The sequence below is a fragment of the Caballeronia sp. M23-90 genome (assembly GCF_053574605.1).
Window position 1 is genome coordinate 1 of record NZ_JBSIPA010000119.1, and the last position, 15,385, is coordinate 15,385.

17 protein-coding genes are annotated in these 15,385 nt (G+C 60.3%); 2 read left to right on the plus strand and 15 right to left on the minus strand.

Annotated features, from left to right (window positions below):
- Both ACRXB1_RS14265 and ACRXB1_RS14270 read right to left on the minus strand, forming a co-directional pair.
- The coding region (locus ACRXB1_RS14265) for an NADPH-dependent F420 reductase (protein ID WP_449492354.1) at positions 1-456 on the minus strand (456 nt) is incomplete at its 3' end.
- A gap of 29 nt (positions 457-485) precedes the next feature.
- Positions 486-1,235, minus strand: coding sequence for an SDR family NAD(P)-dependent oxidoreductase (locus tag ACRXB1_RS14270; RefSeq protein WP_449492355.1), 750 nt, complete (start codon positions 1,233-1,235; stop codon positions 486-488).
- 123 nt (positions 1,236-1,358) lie between these two features.
- On the opposite strand from ACRXB1_RS14270, the gene ACRXB1_RS14275 reads away from it, so the two are divergent.
- Positions 1,359-2,249, plus strand: a complete 891-nt coding sequence (locus ACRXB1_RS14275) for a LysR family transcriptional regulator (RefSeq protein WP_449492356.1) — start codon at positions 1,359-1,361, stop codon at positions 2,247-2,249.
- A 10-nt stretch (positions 2,250-2,259) separates the two neighbouring features.
- On the opposite strand, the gene ACRXB1_RS14280 is transcribed toward ACRXB1_RS14275, so the two are convergent.
- The 9 genes from ACRXB1_RS14280 to ACRXB1_RS14320 all read right to left on the minus strand — a co-directional run bounded on the left by ACRXB1_RS14280 (position 2,260) and on the right by ACRXB1_RS14320 (position 9,925).
- Positions 2,260-2,979 carry a DeoR family transcriptional regulator gene (locus ACRXB1_RS14280; protein WP_062001301.1) on the minus strand — a complete coding sequence of 240 codons (720 nt, stop codon included), beginning with the start codon at positions 2,977-2,979 and terminating at the stop codon, positions 2,260-2,262.
- A gap of 88 nt (positions 2,980-3,067) precedes the next feature.
- Positions 3,068-3,997, minus strand: a complete 930-nt coding sequence (mdcH, locus tag ACRXB1_RS14285; RefSeq protein WP_449492357.1) for a malonate decarboxylase subunit epsilon — start codon at positions 3,995-3,997, stop codon at positions 3,068-3,070.
- Positions 3,994-4,626, minus strand: a complete 633-nt coding sequence (locus ACRXB1_RS14290) for a malonate decarboxylase holo-ACP synthase (protein WP_449492358.1) — start codon at positions 4,624-4,626, stop codon at positions 3,994-3,996. The genes mdcH and ACRXB1_RS14290 overlap by 4 nt, the downstream gene beginning before the upstream one ends.
- Positions 4,623-5,435: a biotin-independent malonate decarboxylase subunit gamma gene (gene mdcE / locus ACRXB1_RS14295; protein ID WP_449492359.1), complete on the minus strand. Its 813-nt coding sequence runs from the start codon at positions 5,433-5,435 to the stop codon at positions 4,623-4,625. The genes ACRXB1_RS14290 and mdcE overlap by 4 nt, the downstream gene beginning before the upstream one ends.
- Positions 5,432-6,277: a biotin-independent malonate decarboxylase subunit beta gene (locus ACRXB1_RS14300; protein WP_174362631.1), complete on the minus strand. Its 846-nt coding sequence runs from the start codon at positions 6,275-6,277 to the stop codon at positions 5,432-5,434. The genes mdcE and ACRXB1_RS14300 overlap by 4 nt, the downstream gene beginning before the upstream one ends.
- Positions 6,274-6,576 (minus strand): malonate decarboxylase subunit delta, encoded by a 303-nt coding sequence (locus tag ACRXB1_RS14305; protein ID WP_075358752.1) that lies wholly within the window; start codon positions 6,574-6,576, stop codon positions 6,274-6,276. The genes ACRXB1_RS14300 and ACRXB1_RS14305 overlap by 4 nt, the downstream gene beginning before the upstream one ends.
- Positions 6,577-6,592: 16 nt before the next feature.
- Positions 6,593-7,450 (minus strand): triphosphoribosyl-dephospho-CoA synthase, encoded by an 858-nt coding sequence (locus ACRXB1_RS14310; RefSeq protein ID WP_449492360.1) that lies wholly within the window; start codon positions 7,448-7,450, stop codon positions 6,593-6,595.
- Positions 7,451-7,455: 5 nt separating this feature from the next.
- Positions 7,456-9,144: a malonate decarboxylase subunit alpha gene (gene mdcA / locus ACRXB1_RS14315; RefSeq protein WP_062001306.1), complete on the minus strand. Its 1,689-nt coding sequence runs from the start codon at positions 9,142-9,144 to the stop codon at positions 7,456-7,458.
- 37 nt (positions 9,145-9,181) lie between these two features.
- Positions 9,182-9,925 (minus strand): GntR family transcriptional regulator, encoded by a 744-nt coding sequence (locus tag ACRXB1_RS14320; RefSeq protein WP_449492361.1) that lies wholly within the window; start codon positions 9,923-9,925, stop codon positions 9,182-9,184.
- A 167-nt stretch (positions 9,926-10,092) separates the two neighbouring features.
- Between ACRXB1_RS14320 and ACRXB1_RS14325 the strand changes: the two genes are divergently transcribed.
- Complete coding sequence (locus ACRXB1_RS14325) at positions 10,093-11,400, plus strand: MFS transporter (RefSeq protein ID WP_449492362.1); 1,308 nt, start codon at positions 10,093-10,095, stop codon at positions 11,398-11,400.
- 1,084 nt (positions 11,401-12,484) lie between these two features.
- Here ACRXB1_RS14325 and speB read toward each other — a convergent pair.
- The 4 genes from speB to ACRXB1_RS14345 all read right to left on the minus strand — a co-directional run.
- Positions 12,485-13,423 (minus strand): agmatinase, encoded by a 939-nt coding sequence (gene speB, locus ACRXB1_RS14330; RefSeq protein ID WP_062001309.1) that lies wholly within the window; start codon positions 13,421-13,423, stop codon positions 12,485-12,487.
- A gap of 10 nt (positions 13,424-13,433) precedes the next feature.
- Entirely contained in the window at positions 13,434-14,075 is a 642-nt protein-coding gene (locus tag ACRXB1_RS14335) for a cupin domain-containing protein (RefSeq protein ID WP_305954621.1), read from the minus strand.
- A gap of 29 nt (positions 14,076-14,104) precedes the next feature.
- The gene (locus ACRXB1_RS14340; RefSeq protein WP_174364896.1) at positions 14,105-14,797 is read right to left on the minus strand and encodes a DUF1989 domain-containing protein; all 693 of its coding nucleotides are present in this window, start codon (positions 14,795-14,797) and stop codon (positions 14,105-14,107) included.
- Positions 14,798-14,822: 25 nt separating this feature from the next.
- The coding region (locus ACRXB1_RS14345) for a M20/M25/M40 family metallo-hydrolase (protein WP_449492363.1) at positions 14,823-15,385 on the minus strand (563 nt) is incomplete at its 5' end.

A 15,385-nucleotide genomic window follows, 5' to 3' on the forward strand; every position in this document is an offset into this window, starting at 1 on the left:
TTCCAGGCACGCCCTGCTGGCGTGGATCTCAACTTCATTATCGTGGAGCCATCGGCGGATCTGGGTCGTGGAATCGCTTATGGAACGACAGAGCCGTTGCACCGGATCAACGTCCATCGCTCCCGGAAACGCCTTCGCAACAGCGGTGGTCGACGGCAGGCCGCCCAACTCTTCCGGTGGGACATCGTAGGCATTGGTTGCATCGATCACGATCTTTCCTTGCCAGCTTCCCGCCGTCCGTCCAATGTCCTGATGCGTACCGAAGGGCACGGCCAGGATGACCACGTCGGCCTTCACCGCGTCCTCGATTCGCTGCGCGACGAGGGACGGGCCGATCTCCGCAGCGAGCACGTCCAGCGGCCGCCTGCCTGCCACTGCTACTTCGATGCCCTGACGGGCAAAAGCCTGGGCGATGGCCGTGCCGATCTTGCCAAGCCCGATGATTGCGTAGTTCATTGATCTCTCCTTTGATAGTTATTCGGATCTCAGACCTGGCCGACGCCACCGTCGTCCATCAGGTCCGCACCGGTCATGTAGGAACTCTGATCGGAAGCGAGGAACAGCGCCGCACTGGCCATCTCATCGGCACGTGCAAGCCGGCCAAGCGGGATCATGTTCAGGTACATCCTCACCAGCGCTTCGCGCTCTCCGGGCGACTTCGCCTGGGAATCGAGAATCGGCGTGTCGGTGACGCCCGGGCTCAGCGTATTGACGCGAATGCCGCGATCCTTGAATTCGGCGGCCCACGTGCGGGCGTAGGATCGCAACGCCGCCTTGGTCGCCGCATACGTGGTGTGTCCGGGAATGCCCATGCCGTGCATCGCCGATGAAACCAGCACGATCGATCCGCCGCCCATCATTAGCGGCAGCAGCTTCTGCACGAGGAAAACCGCGGCGCGGGCGTTGAGGTTGAAAGTCTTGTCGAAGTGTTCGGGCGTGAGGGTCTCGATGGAAGCCTGCTCTGTTAAGCCCGCATTCGAAACGACGATATCGACGATGCCTTTTTCTTTCCTGACCAATGCAGTGACGCGGTCCAGGTCATCGACGTTCGTGACATCGGCCTGGATGGCGGTGACGTTGCGCCCAATGAGTTTGGCGGCTTCGTCGAGTTGTGCCTGCCGGCGGCCGAAGATGAAGACGTGCGCGCCTTCTGCGACGAACCGCTGGGCAATCGCTAATCCGATACCGGTCGTTCCGCCGCTGATCACGGCAATCTTGTCTGTAAGAGTGGACATGGAGACCTTCTGTTCTGTGCGTGATTGACAAAACCAGCATAATTCCCCTCGCGGCGAATGATAATCCGCATATTTTTCATAAGATCTATTCTCTGTTCGAATGGGTCAGTCGAAGGGAATGCAATGGACCGGTTTCACGAAGTGGATGCGTTTATCGCCGTGGTTGAAGCAGGCGGCTTTTCCGCGGCAGCCCGCAGGACCGGTGATTCGCAGTCGGCCGTCAGCAAGGCCGTTGGCGCGCTGGAGAAGCGTCTCGGCGTGATGCTGTTCAACCGCAGCACGCGCAGCGTCACGCTGACGGATCAAGGGCAGCGCTACTACGACCGGACGAAACCGCTCATTGAAGAGATGGATGAAGCCGACAGCGAGCTGAAAAGCAGCACGCTCAATGTCTCGGGAATGATCAGGATCGCGACGTCCTCGACCTTCGGACGCCTTCACATTCTTCCGCTCATACCCGAGTTGTTGGCGCTCAATCCCGGCCTTCAGGTCGATCTCGTTCTGTCGGACTTCGTGCGCGATATGGTGCAGGACCGGATCGACCTGGCGATCCGGGTAGGTCCCGTCGATGAACCTGACGCGGTTGTCCGGCGCGTGACCACGACGCCGCTCGTATGTGTCGGATCACGGCGCTACTTCGAGCAACGCGGGATACCGAAGACTCCTGCCGAACTCGTCGATCACAATTGCCTTTTATACGGCGGCCTGATCGAGTCGGCAAACTGGCCATTCGTCGGACCGGAAGGCCGGTTCAGCGTGGCCGTTCACGGCAACCTTTCATCCAATAGCGTCGAGACGATCCGGTCCGGTGTGCTGGAAGGCGTTGGAATTGGCCTGTTCGCGAAAGTTTCTCTCGCCGATGAACTCGACCATCCGGACGTCATCACGATCCTGGAGGACTTCATTGGCGACGCCAGGGACGTCAGCCTCATCTGGCCGAAACGCCGGTTCGTACCGGCACGCGTGCGCCGCGCGACTGACTTTTTTGCGGCGGCGTTACTGCAGCGTATTTAATCCATGCCACTCACGCTTTCGGGCTCATTCCCTTCTCCGTGATCACGGAATCGAACTTGTCGAGTTGAGAGAACCGCAGTGCCTTGACTTTCCCCAGCTTGCTGGCATCGACGACAAGATGCCGTTCAACCGCGCTTTCCATCGCGGCCTGTTTGATCGCGACTTCATGGAAATTCCAGCACGTGACGCCACGCGTGTCGTCGACCCCACCCGCCGATATGAACGCCTTGTTGATTCCCATGCGTTTCAGCGTCTCGATGCTTTCATCGCTGGAAAATGAATCCGATGACGGCGCATACACGCCGCCCAGCAAGATCATCCGTACGTTGGCCTTGCGCCGCAGGATCTCGGCGACATTGAGCGAATAACACACGACCGTCAGATGCATGTCGGCGGGAATCAGCCGCGCGAGGGTGGTCAGCGTCGTCCCGCAATCGATGAAAACCGTCTCGCTGTCCACGAGCAAACGCGCGGCGACCGCAGACGCATCCGCCTTGGCCTGCGCGAAGTGATCCTTCTCTTCGTCGATGGTATAGCCTGATCCATTGGGCACGTCCGACGCGCGGACGATATAACCGCCGAGATAAGTGAATGTCCCCGGGCTCGACGAGATGTCGCGGCGAACCGTCATCTCCGATACATCGAGCAAGGTCGCGGCATCGCGAAGACGCATCACGCTCTGCTCGCGCAAAGCTTCGGCAAGGACACGCAGACGATCGTTTTTGGTCATTGAGAGAACGTGGGCGCGGTTGTGGTTGTTAGTTCTTGTTCTCCGGGTGAGACGATTATAACAAGCGCGCGTGTCGTGTCCGTTCACTTCAGTCGGCGGCGCGCGCCTTGATCAGGGCCGCTGAGGTTGTCATCGGCGTCTGTTCGACAGCGACCTTTGCGATGCCCGGCAACGCTTCGTCGGCGAGTTGCGTGAGCGTGCGTCCCGGCGGCATCTCCACGAAAACTTGCGCGCCGAGTTCGCTCAGCACGACGGTCGAATCGTGCCATCGAACGGGGTAACGCAGGTTCGTCGCAAGGTCCAGGCGCACTGCATCGGCCTGACGCAACGGACGCGCTCCGCGATTGCCGATGTACGGAATCGACGGCGTCCTGAATTCGACCTTCGACGCAGCTTCGGTGAGTTCGCGGGCGGCATCGTCCAGAAGGACGCAGTGTGACGGCACGCTTACCGCGAGGCGCTCGGCTTTGCGCGCGCCTGCTTGCAGCGCTTGCTGCCGCACGAGGTCGAGATCGCCGTCGGCGCCGGCCACCACGATCTGCCGCGGCGCATTGAGATTCGCAATGAATGCCGCCTTTGCGTTCGTACGGGCAATGACGGCGTCGACTTCGCGCTCGCTCAAGCCTGACACCGCGAGCATGCCGTAACCATGCGGATAAGCGCGTTCCATGAGTTGCGCGCGTAGTTGCAGGAGAAGCAGGGCGTCGTTGAAATCAATAGCGTCAGCCGCGACCGCCGCGCCATATGCGCCCACCGACAAGCCCGCGACCGCGTCGGGCACGATACCTTCTTCGCGCAACGCACGCGCGGTCGCCACGCCGGCGATAAACAAGCCGAGCTGCACGGCAACGGTGGATTCCAACGCGACTACGCTGTCGAGATCGAGAACGTTCATATGCAACACGTCCGACGCTTCTTCGAAAGTCGCGACGATACGCGCGTGCGGCGAAGCGCCGCCGAGCGTATGCAGGAAGCTCGTGAATTGCGAGCCCTGGCCGGGGAAAAGGAATGCAATCATGCGGCGTGACTCGTCAGCCAGGGATCGGCGACGAGCCTCGGGCCATCGACGGATCGCAGCATCACGCGTGCGCCCGGATGAGCAAATTCGGCGAGCGAGAACACGCCATCGTGGGTTTCGATTTGAACGTCGATACGTATTGGTATTGCGAATTCGGAAGCGGCGGCCGACAAGGCGTCGAACAAGGTCTTTGCCGCGGCGCGATCGAGTGGGTCGGGCGCACGCATCAAAAGATCGAGATCGCTTTTGTCGGTCACTGTGACGCAGTCGCTCGCCATCTCGAAGCCGACACTGCCCGTAGGTCCCCATGCAAGTCCGGACGACTCGCAGATCGGCGCTACGGCCTGGAGCAACTTGAACGCGGGTAAAGCGGCACGCGTTTCATGCGGCTTTCTTGATTTTAGCATTTCAGGCGTAAGCACGGCGTGAACATGTTGCATGTCCAGCCACGCGCCAAAACGTTCGCTGCGGACCGCGCCACGAATCCCGACTGCAACGCGTCCCTCGCGCTTGCGCGCACGACGAACTACCGCGAACGGCGCGCGCTCCAGCGAAGCCGCGACCCACGCAGGCGCTTCCTTGAAAGCCGGTGCGTCCTGTTCAAGCCGCAACAAGTCGTGGGGATTCACGACGCGTTCCATTGCTCCGCCATGCGCTTGCGCACTTCTATCGACGCGGCGCGATTGCGTTTTGCGTTCGCCGACTGCAAGCGCGACGACAAATCGTTCGGACCTCGACGTGCATCGTCTACGGCGGCGACCAGCGAAGCCTTCACACGCTCGACGTCTTCACGCCCGGGCGTATCGGCATTGATCCCTTCGATGAGTTCATGCAACAGCCCGAGCTTCGCATAGGAACTCATCTTGTAGGACATCGGCAACACGCGATCGCCGAGTTCATCGAGTCCTTCCACGCTGCGGCGCGTGACGCGGGCGGCCGCTTCCTTGCCCATTGCGTGCACGCTGATGCCGCTCGCGTCCAGCGCGACAATGCGGTTTGCCTGATAACCGTGCGCGAGAAACGCGCCGGACATCGCCGGGCCGACGATCAGCGCGATCACCGGATGCCCGGCGAGCCGGGCGCTTGCATAAGCGTCGACGCCCGCCGCGCACGCGAGATGCACGCCCAGCAGTTCTTCGCGACGTCCATACGCCTGGCTCTTGACGTCGACGATAGCAACAATCGGGCGCTTCACCTTTGCGTCGCGATCTGCGTCCAGCGCTTCGCGCACGGCACGCGCGAGCAACCAACCCTGTTCGAGTCCGACGACGTTGTCCGTGGCGCGCGGAAAGCGGTTGGCAAGGTCCGGCACGACGGTGATGAAGCGCGCGGTTGTATCGCCGAGCGGGGCATCGGCGCTGCGGATCGGACCATTGTCATTCAGTTCACGCGATGTCAGCGCGTCGATCCAGATTTGTCCACGAGTAGCGCTCATCATGCGTCTCCTTGCCAAAGTGTCCGCAGAATGACGGGGTCGATCGACGATGGATCGATGCGCGAAAGCCGTTCGAGTTGTTTGTCGACCTGTTCCGTCCGATGACTCTTCGGCACGCCGCGTTTGAACACGTCGAGTACGGCGGTCAGGACCTGATCCGTATCGTCTTCAACGAGTGTATCGACCAGGCCGACCGCTGCGCGTTCCTCGCCGCCGATCATCGACCAGATGAGCTTGCGGTCGCGTGAATCGAGCTCTTCAACGCCCGCTTCCTGTTCGATCACTTCCGGTCCGTTCATGCCGAGCCGCGCCTGGCGCGTCATCACGAGATAGCTGCACAAGGCCGCAGCCAGGGACATTCCGCCGAAGCATCCCACCATCCCGCCGATCACGCCGACCACCGGCACGTATCGGCGTAACGCGATGATTGCGGCCTGGATCTCCGCGATCACGGCCAGCCCGAGATTTGCTTCCTGCAGCCTCACGCCACCCGTTTCAAACAGGATCACTGGACGTATCGTGCGACCTGCTTCGAACTCGCGCAGCGCAAATTCAAGCGATGCCGCGATCTTCGCGCCCGACACTTCCCCAATGCTCCCGCCTTGAAACGCAGGTTCGATCGCCGCGATCACAGCCGGCTCGCCGCCAAGCGTTCCGCGTGCGATCACCGCGCCATCGTCCGATTGGCAGACCACGTTTTGCATGGCGAGCCACGGCGACTCGAGCCGGTCGAAGGGTCCGAGCAACTCGCGGAACGTACCCGGATCGAGCAACGCGCGAGCGCGCTCACGCGCCGTCAATTCAATAAAACTATGCTGCGCGATAAAGCTGTCGTGAGCATTCATGACGCTTCTCCTTCGCTGGCTTCAACCGCCTCGGCGAGCCTTAACATCACGACGCCCGGCGTCGCGCCGAAGTCATTCAACTCGAGTTTTGCGGCGCCGTCGTATCGCGAGAAAAACCGGTCGAGCACGCTTTTCCAGACGGTTTCGTATCCATCGACGCTCGTGCGGATCACCACTTCCGCGTGATCTGTCTCCGATGGCGACAGCAGTATTTCCAGATCTCCCGAGCCCACGACGCCCACATGTGCGCGTTGCGGCACGGGGCGTGTGGCGGGGTATTCGTAGCGCAGGTTTTCCATGGCGGATCTCTCAGCGTCAGCCGACGCAGGGCAGGGTATCGAGGAAGAGCGTCGCGGCGAGCAGGTCCGCTGCGCCTCCGGGCGATGCGTTCAATTCCATTAACTTTCGATCCAGACGCAAGAGGGCGGCAAACCCTTCGGATTGCGATGCGCCGCCTGCTTGCAATACTTCACGCGCGCCGGATTGTGCGGCTTCCAAAGCCACGCGGCCACCGCGATGCAGAAGACAGGTGTCATCGAGCGTGGCGATGATCGCAAGCAACGCGTCAAGGCGCGCCTCGTTTTCGGACGCCCCTCTTGTGCGAGATTCACGCAACGCCGGCAAGCCGACCTCGAGCACATGAGGAAAACCCTCCGCAGCCTGACCACGCGCACCGGCGACGCCGAACTTCTGGACGATGCAAGCGCCGTGTGTTTGTGCCACCGCTTGAGGTGCAAATCGATCCTCGAATCGCGAGATCGCGGCGGCTTGAGAACACACCGTTGTCAAAGCGCCGGACGGACTCATCGCGGCTCCGGCAAGCAGCAAGCCGACAATCCATATTGCACCCCGATGCGCATTGCTGCCGCCGGTCGCACGCATCATCGCAACTTCGCCTTCCCGGCCGATGCGCGCAAGCTGCTCGCGCAAGCGTTGCGAAGGTCGCGCGTTTGATGACGCACGAGCCAGGGCGAGAAATGTCGGCTGCAGTGCGCGTGCGGAACGCAGCATGATATCGAGGTCGAGATCGCGATGCGCACCGCTGCCGCGCCGATCCACCAAGGCAGGTTTCGGCGTGAGGCACGCTTCCTCGATCAAGGCGTTCGTCGCGCAATCGGCGAGCGCCAATGGATCGCAAACAACGTCTTTGAGAACAGCCTGAGCGCAAGGCATGGCGCTTACCAGCCGCGAAATTTTGCGGGCGGTTGATACAAACCGCCGGACCACGCAACCAGGTCATCGATACTGCGCGCCGCAAGCAACGAACGCTTCGCTTCGCCGCGTCGAATGCCCAGGTCTTCCGGATACGCGACCACGCCGCGCCGGCGCAGTTCGGCGGTCTTCGCAGGATCGGCACGCATGCCGATAGGCGTCACGCCCGCGACCGCGCGCAACGCCGCACGACGCTCTTCAACGCCCTCCGCCGCGTGCAGATACGCGATGCCCTCTTCGGTGACGACATGGCTGACGTCGTCGCCGTAGATCATCACCGGGGCGATCGGCATGTTGCTTTGCTTGCCGACGGCAATGGCATCGAGCGCATCGACGATGGTCGGCTCGCCGCCTTTCTTGAACGTCTCGGCGGTTTGCACCACGAGTTTGTGGCCGCGGCTGATGGCGCTATTCGGCCCATCGTTTTTCATCAACGATAACCACGCTTCACTCGAATGGCGGCGTCCGCGCGGATCGTGTCCCATGTTCGGCGCGCCACCAAAACCGGCTAGACGTCCGAGCGTCACCGTGGATGAATTTGCATCGGCGTCCATCTGCAACGTCGAGCCTATGAACAGGTCAACGCCATATTGGCCGGCGAGCTGGCAGAGCACGCGGTTGGAGCGCAGGCTGCCGTCGCGTCCTGTGAAGAACACGTCCGAACGCGCTTCAATATAGTCTTCCATGCCCACTTCGCTGCCGAAGCAATGCACGCTTTCGACCCAGCCGCTTTCTATGGCCGGAATCAGCGTGGGATGCGGATTGAGTGCCCAGTGCGTGCAGATCTTGCCCTTGAGGCCATGCGCCGCGCCATACGTAGGCAAGAGCAGTTCGATGGCGGCGGTATCGAAGCCAATGCCGTGATTGAGCGCCCGCACGCCATAACGCTCGTAGATGCCGCGTATGGTCATCATCGCCATGAGGATCTGCAACTCGCCGATATGACGCGGATCGCGCGTGAACAGCGGCTCGACCGCGAATGGCCGGTCCGCTTGCACGACGACATCGACCCATGAGCCGGGGATATCGACACGCGGGAGTTCGTCGACGATCTCGTTCACCTGCGCCACCACGATGCCATGACGGAACGCCGTCGCTTCAACGATGGTCGGCGTGTCCTCGGTATTCGGGCCCGTGTAGAGATTGCCGTGCCGGTCGGCTTGCACCGCACAGACGAGCGCCACTTGCGGCGTCAGGTCGATGAACATCCGCGCATACAGTTCTATATAGGTATAGATCGCGCCGATCTCGAGCTGCCCGTCTTCGAGCAGTTGCGCCACACGCAGGCTCTGCGGTCCGGCGAACGAGAAGTCCACCTTGCGCGCAATCCCGCGTTCGAACAACGTCAGGTGTTCAGGCCGGCTGATACTCGATATCAGCAGATGCACGTCATGCACGCGCGAGGGATCGAGCTTCGCAAACGCACGCGAGAGAAAATCCGCCTGCTTCTGGTTGTTGCCTTCGAGCGCGACACGATCGCCGGATTGAATCAGCGTTTCCAGCGCATCTACAATGCGTTCGGACTTCAGCACGCCGTTGTCGAGCCAGCCTTCGATTGCTTTCAGTCGCCGCGCCTTTTCCAGCGCCCGCGTGTTCCATTGGCGCGGTGCCGGAGCGGTATCGGTATTGGTATCGGCTTGTGCGGGAGGATTCATGCGATGGCCTCGGTGTCTGTCTCTCGAAGATCGGCGCTTACGCGGACTTCGAAGCGGTGGAAGAGCGGCGGCGTTTCTTCGGTTGCGAGGCTTGTGCCTGCATTTGCGCTTCGTGGAGGAAACGATAAACCAGTTCGCCCGTTGCAAGCAGATGACGCGCGACAAGCGTTTGCGCCGCCTCGGTATCGTGGGCGTGCAGCGCCTGGAGAATGGCTTCATGCTCCGCGTCGGACTGGCCCTTGAACGTCGGCATGCCGAACTTGAGACGCAGATAACGCTCGCCGCGCCTATGCATGGTGCCGATCAGCTCCATCAAATGCGGGCGTTCGGCCGGCGCATACAAGCTCATATGAAACTGTTCGTTGCGCACTACATATAGCGCCGGATCACGCTCGTTCGCAGCAGCTTCAAGCAATTCGCGCGCTTCTGCAAGGGTTGCTTCCGTATGACGTTCAATCGCGATGCCAACGGCCAGGCTCTCCAGCGATGCACGAATCTCGTAGATCTCGCGCGCTTCGTCAGGAGATTGAAGGCTGACCGACGCCCCCCGGTTCTGTTCGATCGTTACCCAGCCTTCGCTGTCCAGTTGCCGGAACGCTTCGCGCACCGGGATGGCGCTCACCGAAAACTGCCTGGCAATGGCGTCCTGCCGCAGAGGTTCGCCCGGCAACAACGTACCTTCGACGATTGCCGAGCGCAACGCGTCCGCAATGTATCGCGATGTGCTTTGGCGCGGCTCGAACTGCGCCTCGCGAAATGCCGGATTCAACTCGTTTTTCATACGCTTTTTTCACCGAAGCTAGGTACAAGTGCGGAGTGGTTATCCGCCTAATTTCAAATATTATATATGAAATTGCACCTTTAAGGCTTTTGAGCAGGACCCGGTGCTTACCCGCAGACGCCCGATCACCCTTGCCGCGCGCGTCGCTTTTAACCAGGAAGACATTCATGCCACGCACGTTGGAACCAACGATAGCCGCCGGCCGGCGCACGCGCACGCCGCTCAACCGGACGCAGATAGTGGGCTTCTGGGGCGCATGGGCGGGCTGGACGCTCGACGGAATGGACTCGTTCATCTATGCGCTGGTGCTGGCGCCGGCGCTTACCGAACTGTTGCCCCGTTCCGGTTATGCGGCCACGCCAGCGAACGTGGGCCTTGCCGGGTCGATCCTGTTTGCGCTCTTTCTGGTTGGATGGGGGCTGTCGTTCATCTGGGGACCGCTCGCCGACCGGTTCGGGCGGACCAAGGTTTTAGCCGCGACCATCTTCACGTTTGCAATTTTCACCGGGCTTGCGGCGACATCGCATACGGTCTGGGAGTTGGGGATTTATCGATTCCTGGCGGGTGTGGGTATTGGCGGGGAGTGGGCGTTGGCCGGTACATATGTGGCCGAGGCGTGGCCCGAAGATCGCCGCAAGATGGGCGCCGGGTATCTGCAGACCGGGTACTACGCTGGATTCTTTATTGCGGCGGCGCTGAACTACACCATCGGGGCGACGTTTGGATGGCGCGCGATGTTCCTGGTCGGTGTGGTGCCGGTAGTTGTGTCGATCGTCGTGTTGCTGCGCGTGAAGGAAACGGACAAGTGGCAGAAGGTTGAAGCAACGGTTATCAAGCAGGCCAGTTCGTTGCGGTCCATTTTCTCCGCGCAGTACAGACAGCGGACGATTGTTGCGACCGTGTTGCTGACGGTCGCGATCATCGGCTTGTGGGCGGGTGCGGTTTATGAACCTTCGGCGGTGATCCAGCTTGCCACGAAGGCCGGCATGACGAAGCCGGAAGCGTCGCGGATGGCATCGATTGCTACGGGCTTGTTGTCTATCGGTACGATTGTCGGGTGTCTTGCGTTGCCGCCGATGGCCGAGAAGATCGGGCGCAGGATGACGCTGGCGGTGTATTTCGTTGGCATGGCTGCGTCGATTGTGCTCGCGTTTGGCTGGGCGTTTTATCTCGAGAACGGGCTCGTGCCGTTTATTGCGTTGCTGGTCGTGCTGGGATTTTTTGGCGGGAACTTTGCGCTCTTCAGTCTTTGGTTGCCGGAGCAGTTTGAGACTCGCGTGCGTGCGACGGCGTTTGCGTTTTGTACATCGATAGGGCGGTTTTTTGGGGCAATCGTGAATTTTGGCATCGGCGCGATGGTGCTGCATATGAAGACTCTCGGCGTGCCGATTGCACTGACTGCCATTGCGTTTGTGGTCGGGTTGGCGGTGATTCCGTTTGCGCCTGAAACGAAGGGGCAGGATTTACCGCACTAGGGCGCTGGCGCTTGGGGGAGTGGTCGGGGTTGATGCTGGGTTGCTGCTCTTCAGGCTCTCGCGCGTTTTGTTCTGGCTGCTCTCTATAACACTATTAGCCACTGTCCGTGGCGGGACTTCATTTCACGGGTTTTTGCGCTGGCGCTCGGGAAAGTGTTCGTTGCGGTCGGGGTTGATGCCGGGTTGCTGCTTTCCAGGCTCTTGCGCGTTTAATGTTGGCCGTTTTCTTTATCACTATTAGCCACTGTCCGTGGCGGGACTTCATTTCTTTTTCCAACGGCGAAAAAGAAACGAAGCAAAGAAAACGCCTCCCAACCGAGGGCAAATAAGTGTCCCGAGCGTGCAGTTTTGAACTGTTTGGTACTTCAGAAGAACGCTCGACGCCATAACCACGAACACTTGAACCCCTCCCCCTCCGTCAACAGATACCCACACGCTTCGCCACTAGTAACTGTGGCAGTCAATACGGAAACCTGACCAACGCATAACAACTGGTTGAGCCGTAACGGCTCTACAGCATGCTGAACTTGCCCGAGATTTCGCCGGTGGTCCTAGGCAAACACGGGGAAAACGGAATCAGAACAGCCAACTCTTACGTTCGGGCGCCAGCGCGCGCAGCGCGGAGGCCTAGTTAACAGATTCCCACACTGGTGGCGAAGCGTGTGGGTTGCCGTTGACGGAGGGGGAGGGTTTCAAGTGTTCTTGATTGCGGCGTCGAGCGTTCTTGTAAAGTACCAAACAGTTGTCACTGCACGCTCGGGACACTTAAGAATTAGCGGTTGAGAGGCGTTTTCTTTGCTTCGTTTCTTTTTCGCCGTTGGAAAAAGAAATGAAGTGCCGCCACGCACAGTGGCTAATAGTGCAAAAGAAGTCAGCTAGAACAGAACGCGCGGTAGCTCAAACAGCAGCAACCCGGCATCAACCCTGACCGCAACGAACACTGTCCCGAGCGCCAGCGCAAAAACCCGTGAAATGAAGTGCCGCCACGCACAGTGGCTAATAGTGATAAAGAGAACAGCCAGAACAGAATGCGCGAAAGCCCAAATAGCAGCAACCCCGACCACAAAAAACCGGCCCCCCAACCTCACCCAAACCTCCGCGCCAGCAAACAAAGAATCTCATACATGAGCGTAGCGGCAACAAGTGCCGTGTTACCGCTCGGGTCGTAGGGTGGCGAAACCTCTACCACATCCCCGCCGATCCAGTTAAGCCCGTCCAGCCCGCGCAGCAGCCCCAACGTTTCCCGCGTCGTCAGACCGCCAATCTCCGGTGTACCCGTCCCTGGCGTATAGACCGGATCAAGACCATCGACATCGAGTGAAAGATACGCCGGACCATCGCCTATCACCTTGCGCGCTTCCCCGATGATCGCATTCACCCCACGTTCGTCGAACTCTTCAATAAACACCACCCGCATCCCGCTTTCCAGCGAATACCGCCAGCCTTCATCGGAATTCTGCGCGCCGCGAATGCCGATCTGGATCGTACGTTTCGGATCCAGCAGGCCCGCTTCGACCGCGCGGCGAAACGGCGCACCGTGCGTGAATTTCGATCCCTTGAAGCTGTCCCACGTGTCGGTATGGGCATCGATATGCACCATGCCGATAGGCGCCTTCGGCGCCATGGCCTGGAAGATCGGATACGTGATCGAGTGATCGCCGCCTGCGCTCAACGCAATCTTGCCAGCGGCGAACACAGGCTCGAAAAAGCGCCGGATGTCTTCATGCGAGCGTTCAAGATGAAACAGATCGGTGAACGGCACATCGCCGATATCGCCAACGCGGCAAACATCGAAGGGATTGAAACGCGATACATGATGGATCGCACGCGTCATGCTCGACATGTTGCGGATCTCGCGCGGACCGAAACGCGCGCCCGGACGGGCTGTGACGCCACCGTCGAACGGAATGCCGGCGAGCACGATATCGAGTTCATCGATATTCGTGCAATACGGCACCCGCATGAACGTTGGAATGCCGCTGAAACGCGGAAGCGCCATCTGGCTTCTATCGGTGCCGGGCATGAATGTCTCGTCAGAAAGTAGGCGGTGTATTGGTCCACAGCACGCGTGTCACCGTCTTGCCCGGATTGCGGTAGCTATGCGGCACGGTGCTGGGAAAGTAGAAGGTGTCACCTGCGTGCAGCACATGACATTCGTCGCCAAGCGTCAGTTCGAACTCGCCCTCGATGACATAACCGAGCTCTTCGCCCGCGTGGCTGATCTGTTCGTCGCTGCTTGCAAGCGGTTCGATCACGTGAATATCGCTTTGCAACAACTGTCCGGCAGCGGGCACGATCACGCGTTCAAGCATGATCGAAAGCCGCTTGCCCGCTGACGGAAACTCGGTCGTCGGCCGCTCGTTCGCGCGCTGTACGGGCGACGTGTTGATGTCGGGCCCCGATACAAGCGCGCCCACATTGGTCGACAAGGCCAGCGCAATCTTGTGCAGCGTCGCGAGCGATGGCTGCGCGTGGCCGCCTTCCAGTTTGGACAACATGCTTTCCGAGCAGCCGGCCTGCTCCGCGAGCGCTTTCAGGGTCAGTTGCTTGACCATCCGTGCGTGTTTGAGACGCACGCCGAGTGCCGCGGCCGGATCGGGCTGAACCTCGACAGGCTTGCTTGCGCGCGGGTGTGCGCTGGCCGATTTTCGTGCTGCGGGGATTTTTGTGGCCATCGGGAAGGCTCTTCTAAAAGTTTGAGGGTCTACGTCAGCACCGTGAATTCGACTTCCAGCGGATTGAGCGCGTTGATGGGAATAATATCCTGCGGACACGCCGACATCACCACGACGCAATCCATCACTGCCTTGATGTCCACATGGTCGCCTGCCTTCGATACCGGCGCCAGCCACTCAATGGAATAGTCCGGCTTGATCGGAATGTTCATCCACAGGTTGAACGGTTGCGGTACTTCTCGCGCGCGCAGCCCGATGGCCTTCAACGCCATGCGCATGTTGTCGGCGCAGTTGTCGTGATAGCCATGCACGCCGAGATTCTTGTATCGATACAAATCGCAGGCCGCCATCAGCGTGTCGTGAACACCGGGCGATGTATCGGCGACGAGCTCTGCAATCGGCCGGCGATGGTTGGTCATCAGCGGATCGCCGGCTTGCGGAATGACTTTATCAAGCGATGCGCGCGCGTGTTCGAACGAAAGGAATTCGTCGAGATGATTCGCGTTGAAGATCCACGTATCACAGACCTGCGTGCCGTGCGTGTTGGTGATGCGAATCGTCTGACCCGCCTTCACGCGAACCGCGCGGCCATTGCGCGCCGGTACGGTATAGGTCTTGCCGATCTCCGGCGTGCCATCGGCGGAAATGGGTTCGCGCAGCGTGGCGTTCTCGCCTAGTTCGTGGCTGTTGTCGTGATGATGTTCAACGTGCGGCGTGCTCATGGTGACTCCTTAAGTCGTAACAGTTTCAGGGTGCTTCGTTGCAGAGCTGGACCAGGCAGTGCGCGAGCGCGCGCGTGCCCAGAACGAGGTGATCGTCGTCGGTGGCTTCGAGCGGGTTATGGCTGATGCCGCCGCGACTTGGAACGAAGAGCATCGCGGTCGGGCAATGCTTCGCCAGATACATGGCGTCGTGGAACGCGCCGGATGTGATGTTCATCGGCGGTGATGAGAGTGCGTTGCATGCCTCTGCGACGCGACGGATGACCGAGGGCGCAAACACGACCGGTGGATGCGTGAACAACGCTTCGCGCGTAGCGCCATGACGTTCGATGCAGGCGCTCAGCCGGGTATCGAACGCATCGAGCACGGACGCGTCCGGATGACGGAAGTCCACCGTGAACGTGACGTCCGATGCAATCGTGTTGATGGAGTTGGGCAACACGGTCCATCGGCCGAAAGTGATGCGGGTATCGACGCCGCCGAGCTGGTGTGCAAGCGCCATGAAAACGTGCGATAACTCTCGGCCCGGAAACGACAAAACCGGCCGGAGCCGGGTTTGTCGTTGAAGCGTGGTGGAGAGGAGGAGGA